The following is a 6,677-nucleotide window of genomic DNA, read 5'->3' on the forward strand; positions in this document are numbered from 1 at the left end:
TTTTCAGTTATAAAACGACAGTATGATGATCTCAAGTTAAAAATAATGTCGAGATAAAATCATGAATGCTTTTCTACATCCTAGCGAAAATCGTGGTCATGTAAAAATGGGCTGGCTGGAGTCTAAACACAGTTTCTCATTTGGTAACTGGTATAACCCAAAGTATATGGGTGTCAGCGCTTTACGTGTCATTAATGATGACCTGATTGATGGACATCAGGGTTTTGGAACGCATCCACATGACAATATGGAAATCCTGACCTGTGTGCTGAAAGGAACCATTACCCATCAGGACAGCATGGGCAATCATGGCGGAATCGCTGCGGGTGAATGGCAACTGATGAGTGCAGGAACAGGTGTGCGGCACAGTGAAATGAACCAAGGCGACGAACAGGTCCATTTACTGCAAATCTGGCTTATTCCAAATGAACGTGATGCCAAGCCGAACTATCAGCAAATCCGTCTTGACCCGCATGAGCAACCGAACCAGTGGCATTTGATTTGTGGTCCGAATGGCAATGCACCGATGCATATTCGTCAGAATGCCGAAGTCAAAACTGCGGTGATTCAGCAAGGCCAAAGTCTGGAAGTGAAAGCGACCCAGCATATTAATTATGTACATGTTGTTTCTGGCACTGTCCAGATCGCTGAACATACAGTTGAAGCTGGCGGCGCAATTGCTTTTCTAGATGATACAGAAATTAAAGCAAGCGAAGATGCCCAAGTGATCTGGTTTGATTTGCCGGAAGTACCCAACTAAGCTTTTAAAGCTCTCAGCTCTAATGGCTATTGATCCCAGTGATTAATAGCCATTTTTTATACGTATAATCATGAATAAAAAATAATAGTTCGCAAAATCATAATAAGGCTACTTAACCAATAAAATTATGCCTACGACCTATACAAATCCAACCAATTCTCATCACATTTTTACCTAAGCAATGCATTATTTAGGTGAATATAAACTGATCCCTTTCCATGGAATCCAGTGCTGTATAGCTTTGATCATTCACGACTGGTTTGATATTGTCTTTTGCAGGCATAAAGTGAATTAATCTTTTCATGTAGGTTAAATAAATAGAAGAGCATATCCGTATGAACCAAATTTTAGAGATGCAAAGCATCCAGCAACAAGCTTTGCTTTATTTATTAGCCTTTTTAAAACAACAAGACTATCAGTTCACGACCATTACACCACTTTCCCACCAGCGAATTCTGGATCGAAAAAAGAATGAAATTTATAAGCAAAGAACCCTTCAGGATATCTTTGGGTGGAATCTAAACTTTAAAAAAACTGATCTGGATTCTGCCCTTTTTTCTTTATTGCAAGAACAGCAGCTTCTACAGGTTCAGGAAGATCAATACTTGAGTCAGGTTCGGGTTTCTTCACTCGATGGCGAATTCTTTATTCATTCAGCTTTTCCAACCACTCAGCAGGATGCGGTATTTTTTGGTCCGGATACGTATCGCTTTGTCTATCATCTCAAGCAATATCTAGCTACTCAGCCTCGCCCTTTTAAACGGGTCGTGGAAATGTGTTGTGGCACTTCAGCAGCCGCAATCAGTATTGCCAGACATTTTCCAGATGTTAATGAAATTATGGTTGCAGACCTGAATCCCAAAGCCTTGCTCTATAGCCAGATTAATATCAGTTTTTCCGGCTTAAACCATATTATCCGGTTCAAAGTAATTTATTTTCCAATCTTGATGGAAAATTTGATCTGATTTTTGCTAATCCGCCGTATTTAATTGATCCGGATCAACGCCAATATCGTCATGGTGGTAATAAACTGGATGGCTGTGATTTATCATTCAGGATTATAAAAGAAGGTCTACAGCGGCTGAATGTTGGTGGACGTTTATTCCTCTATACTGGAGTAACTGTAACTGAGCATGGCAATCTGTTTTTGCAGCATCTTAAAAATTTGATGAAACAGCATCACAATATAACTTGGTCTTATGAGGAAATTGACCCGGATATTTTTGGTGAAGAACTGGAACAGCCGGCTTATCGACATGTGGAAAGAATTGCGTTGGCATTAATCAAGATTGAAGTAGGCAATTAAAGAATATCTATTTATCAATTATGGAATTTTAAAATTTTGACTTTGTTCGCTATCAGCTTATTTTAAATCGCTTTATTAAAATTATAGGAATAAAAAACCCCAATCTTTCGACTGGGGTTTTAGAATTTGGCGGAAGCGGTGAGATTCGAACTCACGGAGGACTCACACCCTCGTCGGTTTTCAAGACCGGTGCATTAAACCGCTCTGCCACGCTTCCATGGGCGCAATAATACGGAGCTTTTGTCCGACTGACAAGTGAAAATTACAGTGAATGCAATCAACTGCATATAGTTTCATCAAATCGCTACAATTTGGCTGCTAATTCCGCTCCTTCACGAATGGCGCGCTTGGCATCGAGTTCAGCAGCCAGTTTTGCACCGCCAATAATATGATACTGCGCCAAGGTATTCTCCCCAGCACTCGGCATCAGGTCTTTCACCGATTCCTGACCTGCACACACTACAATGGTATCTACACGTAATAATTGAGCATGACCATCCACCTCAATCCATAAGCCTTCATCGGTAACAGACCTATATTGTACACCGCGCAACATCCGTACTGCATGTTTTTTTAACTGGGCACGATGTACCCAGCCTGAAGTCTTGCCCAGTCCTGCACCAAGTGGTGTTTTTTTACGTTGTAATAAATAAATTTCCCGTACTGGAGGTTCTACTTCAGCACATTGTAAGCCGCCTTCAGTCACATAATCTGGATGAGAATCTACACCCCATTCACGCTTCCACTCATCCACAGGTTGCGGCTGTATTTGATGCGGTGGCTTTAATAAAAACTCGGACACATCAAAACCGATCCCGCCTGCGCCAATGACCGCAACACGATCACCGACAGGTGCGCCACGTAGCACTTCTGCATAAGATAATACTTGTGGTGCCTGACTGCCTTCGATATTCAAGGCACGCGGCACAACCCCTGTAGCCACAATCACCTCATCAAAACCCTCACGCTCCAACTGCTCGCGGTTGACTCGGGTATTGAGACGCAGATCAACTCCGGTTTTTTCTAGCTGCACTTTAAAATAACGAATCGTTTCGTGAAATTCTTCTTTCCCCGGAATCACTTTAGCCAGATTGAACTGCCCGCCTACTTCATGACTGGCCTCAAACAAAGTGACATCATGTCCGCGACTGGCTGCGACAGTAGCCGCTGACAGACCTGCAACACCACCACCAATCACTGCAATACTTTTCGGTTTTTTGGTTTTGACATAGACCAGTTCGGTCTCATAAGCGGCACGCGGATTGACCAGACAGGTTGCGCGCTGGTTTTTAAAGGTATGATCCAAGCAAGCCTGATTACAGGCGATACAGGTATTGATTTCATCAACACGATTGGTTGCGGTTTTGTTGACCCAGAAAGCATCGGCCAAAAGTGGACGTGCCATCTGTACCATATCTGCCTGACCAGAGGCCAGAATCGCCTCGGCAGTGTCTGGCATATTGATCCGGTTAGAGGCAATCACCGGCACCGAAACATGTTTCTTAACTTCAGAAGTGTAATCGACAAAAGCAGCTCGAGGCACGGAAGTCACAATAGTTGGAATACGTGCTTCATGCCAGCCAATCCCGGTATTGAGCAAAGTAATTCCTGCCTTTTCCAAAGCTTTAGCTACGGTAATCACTTCCTGCATGGTATTGCCATCATGTACCAAATCGAGAAGTGACAAACGGAAACAGATAATAAATTTCTCACCAATTTCAGCGCGAATCGCTTTAACAATTTCTACGGCAAAACGCATCCGGTTTTCAATCGGGCCGCCCCAACGGTCGTTACGCTGATTGACATGACGGCTTAAAAACTGATTCAGCAAATAGCCTTCAGAACCCATGATTTCCACGCCATCATAGCCAGCCTTTTTGGCAATGATGGCAGTTTTCACATAATCCTGAATGGTATTCAGGATCTGTTTATCTGACATTTCACGCGGTTTAAAAGGAGAAATTGGTGATTTGATCGGGCTGGCCGAAACCACAAAAGGCTGATAGCCATAACGTCCGGCATGCAGAATCTGTAACAGAATTTTAGCACCATGCTTATGCACTGCATGTGTCACCAGACGATGTGGTGCAATATCGCCCAAGGTATTCATAGTACCGCCCGCCGGCAACAGCCAGCCTTGACGGTTTGGCGATATTCCACCTGTAATCAGCAGACCCACACCACCCTTTGCACGTTCGCCAAAATAAGCTGCCAGTTTAGGATAGTTATAGAAGCGGTCTTCCAGACCAGTATGCATCGACCCCATCACCACCCGGTTTTTAATGGTGGTAAAACCCAAATGCAGTGGCTTTAAAATGTTGGCATAGCGCGTCGTGGTCATAACAAATCCCTGATTATATTTGGCTGAGCAAGTCATTCCCTTACTTTAACTGATTTTCAGAGGCTTTTTATGACCCGGAGTTCAGCATTTTCAGGCACAAACATCAATCTTCAACACCAGCTCGCTCTATACATGACGAATTAGTTCTGCCATTGTCGTGCGCTGGATTTCCATAATGCAATCGCACCCAATACTGTACCAATTGGAAAACTCAGCAACATCAGGATTGACATAACTCTGGATAAAGTCCGTCCTGAGCCATTGCCTTGCTTCACCTTGATACTGGCCTGGATATTAAAAAACATCAGCAAGCCTAAAAGCAGCAGTACCACACCTAAACTCAGCATGGAAATACTGGATTGCTGATATTCAAGATATAAAAACAGCACTGTACTAAAACCAATCAGGCCGGCATAAATCCCATGCAACAGTGCCAGCGTTTCATTCTTGGTTTTAGGATTTAAATTAGGTAAAGGTGGGATGCGAGTCGCCATGCTTTTATTCCTGTTTTATCTGATTTTTAACTTTATTCGGCTGAATATAACCAATTTTCTTTGTTTTCAGCAGGATTCTGGTGAAAATCGTGCGATTTATGATTATTTAAGCCTATTGAATAGAGATTTTAAAACGAGTTTTTCTTTTCTAAAGCAAACCTAAATAAATTAATGATACAATTGATGCAATATGTATTTTTTCAGGCCACCAATTCTGGCGTGCCTATTTCATATCATTAGGATGAACAATGTCTGATAATGCAACTATCTTGCAGAATGTCCCAGTAGGTAAAAAAGTTGGTATTGCCTTCTCTGGTGGTCTAGATACTTCTGCTGCTCTTTTGTGGATGAAACAAAAAGGCGCTGAACCTTATGCTTACACAGCTAACTTGGGTCAGCCAGACGAAGACGATTACGATGCGATTCCAAAAAAAGCTGAAGCTTATGGCGCAGTAAAAGCACGTTTAATCGACTGCCGTTTACAGCTTGCATTAGAAGGTATTGCTGCAATTCAATGTGGCGCGTTCCATATTTCTACAGGTGGTATGCCTTATTTCAACACGACGCCATTGGGTCGTGCAGTAACTGGCACCATGCTGGTAACTGCCATGAAAGAAGATGATGTTAACATCTGGGGTGACGGTTCGACTTATAAAGGCAACGACATTGAACGTTTCTACCGTTATGGCTTGTTGACCAATCCTGCGCTTAAAATTTACAAGCCTTGGTTAGACCAAACTTTCATTGACGAGCTGGGCGGCCGTGCGGAAATGTCACAGTTCCTGATCGACAATGGCTTTGACTATAAAATGTCAAAAGAAAAAGCCTATTCAACTGACTCAAACATGCTGGGTGCGACACACGAAGCCAAAGATCTTGAATACCTGAATGCAGGCATCAAAATCGTTGAGCCAATCATGGGCGTTGCATTCTGGAAAGATGACGTAGAAGTAAAAGCTGAAGAAGTATCGATTACTTTTGAAGAAGGCTTCCCGGTTGCCATCAACGGTCAACGCATTGAAGATCCAGTTGAATTTATTCTTGAAGCGAACCGCATCGGTGGCCGTCACGGTCTAGGTATGTCGGATCAAATCGAAAACCGTATCATCGAAGCGAAATCTCGCGGTATCTATGAAGCTCCGGGTATGGCGCTGCTTCACATCGCTTATGAGCGTCTGGTAACGGGTATTCATAACGAAGATACGATTGAACAATACCGTATTAACGGTCTACGTTTAGGTCGTTTGCTTTACCAAGGTCGCTGGTTCGATTCTCAAGCGCTTATGCTGCGTGAAACTGCACAGCGTTGGGTTGCTAAAGCAGTTACCGGTACTGTAACGATCGAATTGCGTCGTGGTAATGACTACACCATTATGAATACTGAATCTCCGAACCTCACTTATGAAGCTGAGCGTTTGACTATGGAGAAAGGTGATTCTATGTTCTCGCCGATGGATCGTATCGGTCAGTTAACCATGCGTAACCTCGACATCACGGATACTCGTGCTAAACTGGGCATCTATACAGAGACTGGTTTACTCGCAGTTGGTTCAGCATCTGCAGTGCCACAACTGAAAGACAAAAACTAAGTTTTAGTCATTTAAGTTGCATAAAAAACCGCTCCTGATGAGCGGTTTTTTATTGATGATTGTTCTATTCATTTTAAAAATATCTAGCCATTTGCAATATCTGAATTCACTAGACTTCCTTCATAAATCATTTTTTAACCAATTTAATTGTTTATCTTTCACCCAATCTAAATTGTATATGCCAGCA

The 6,677-nt window shown here is 42.7% G+C and carries 4 protein-coding genes, 1 tRNA gene and 1 pseudogene; 3 read left to right on the top strand and 3 right to left on the bottom strand.

Annotated features, from left to right (window positions below):
• Window positions 1-61: 61 nt before the first annotated feature.
• Window positions 62-760, top strand: coding sequence for a pirin family protein (locus tag MTX11_RS14480; RefSeq protein ID WP_243475425.1), 699 nt, complete (start codon window positions 62-64; stop codon window positions 758-760).
• A gap of 335 nt (window positions 761-1,095) precedes the next feature.
• Window positions 1,096-2,066, top strand: a pseudogene (locus tag MTX11_RS14485) (methyltransferase).
• Window positions 2,067-2,193: 127 nt separating this feature from the next.
• On the opposite strand, the gene MTX11_RS14490 reads toward MTX11_RS14485, so the two are convergent.
• From MTX11_RS14490 to MTX11_RS14500, 3 genes are all read right to left on the bottom strand, one after another.
• Window positions 2,194-2,283 (bottom strand) — tRNA-Ser (locus MTX11_RS14490).
• Between the two features lie 87 nt (window positions 2,284-2,370).
• Window positions 2,371-4,407 carry an NADPH-dependent 2,4-dienoyl-CoA reductase gene (locus MTX11_RS14495; protein WP_243475426.1) on the bottom strand — a complete coding sequence of 679 codons (2,037 nt, stop codon included), beginning with the start codon at window positions 4,405-4,407 and terminating at the stop codon, window positions 2,371-2,373.
• Between the two features lie 140 nt (window positions 4,408-4,547).
• Window positions 4,548-4,901, bottom strand: a complete 354-nt coding sequence (locus MTX11_RS14500) for a hypothetical protein (RefSeq protein WP_243475427.1) — start codon at window positions 4,899-4,901, stop codon at window positions 4,548-4,550.
• A 248-nt stretch (window positions 4,902-5,149) separates the two neighbouring features.
• Here MTX11_RS14500 and argG point away from each other — a divergent pair, with 248 nt between their 5' ends.
• Window positions 5,150-6,490 (top strand): argininosuccinate synthase, encoded by a 1,341-nt coding sequence (argG, locus tag MTX11_RS14505; RefSeq protein WP_004279561.1) that lies wholly within the window; start codon window positions 5,150-5,152, stop codon window positions 6,488-6,490.
• The last annotated feature ends 187 nt before the right edge of the window (window positions 6,491-6,677 follow it).

Origin of the sequence: Acinetobacter lwoffii (genome assembly GCF_022809915.1) — a bacterium.
GTDB lineage: Bacteria > Pseudomonadota > Gammaproteobacteria > Pseudomonadales > Moraxellaceae > Acinetobacter > Acinetobacter lwoffii_M.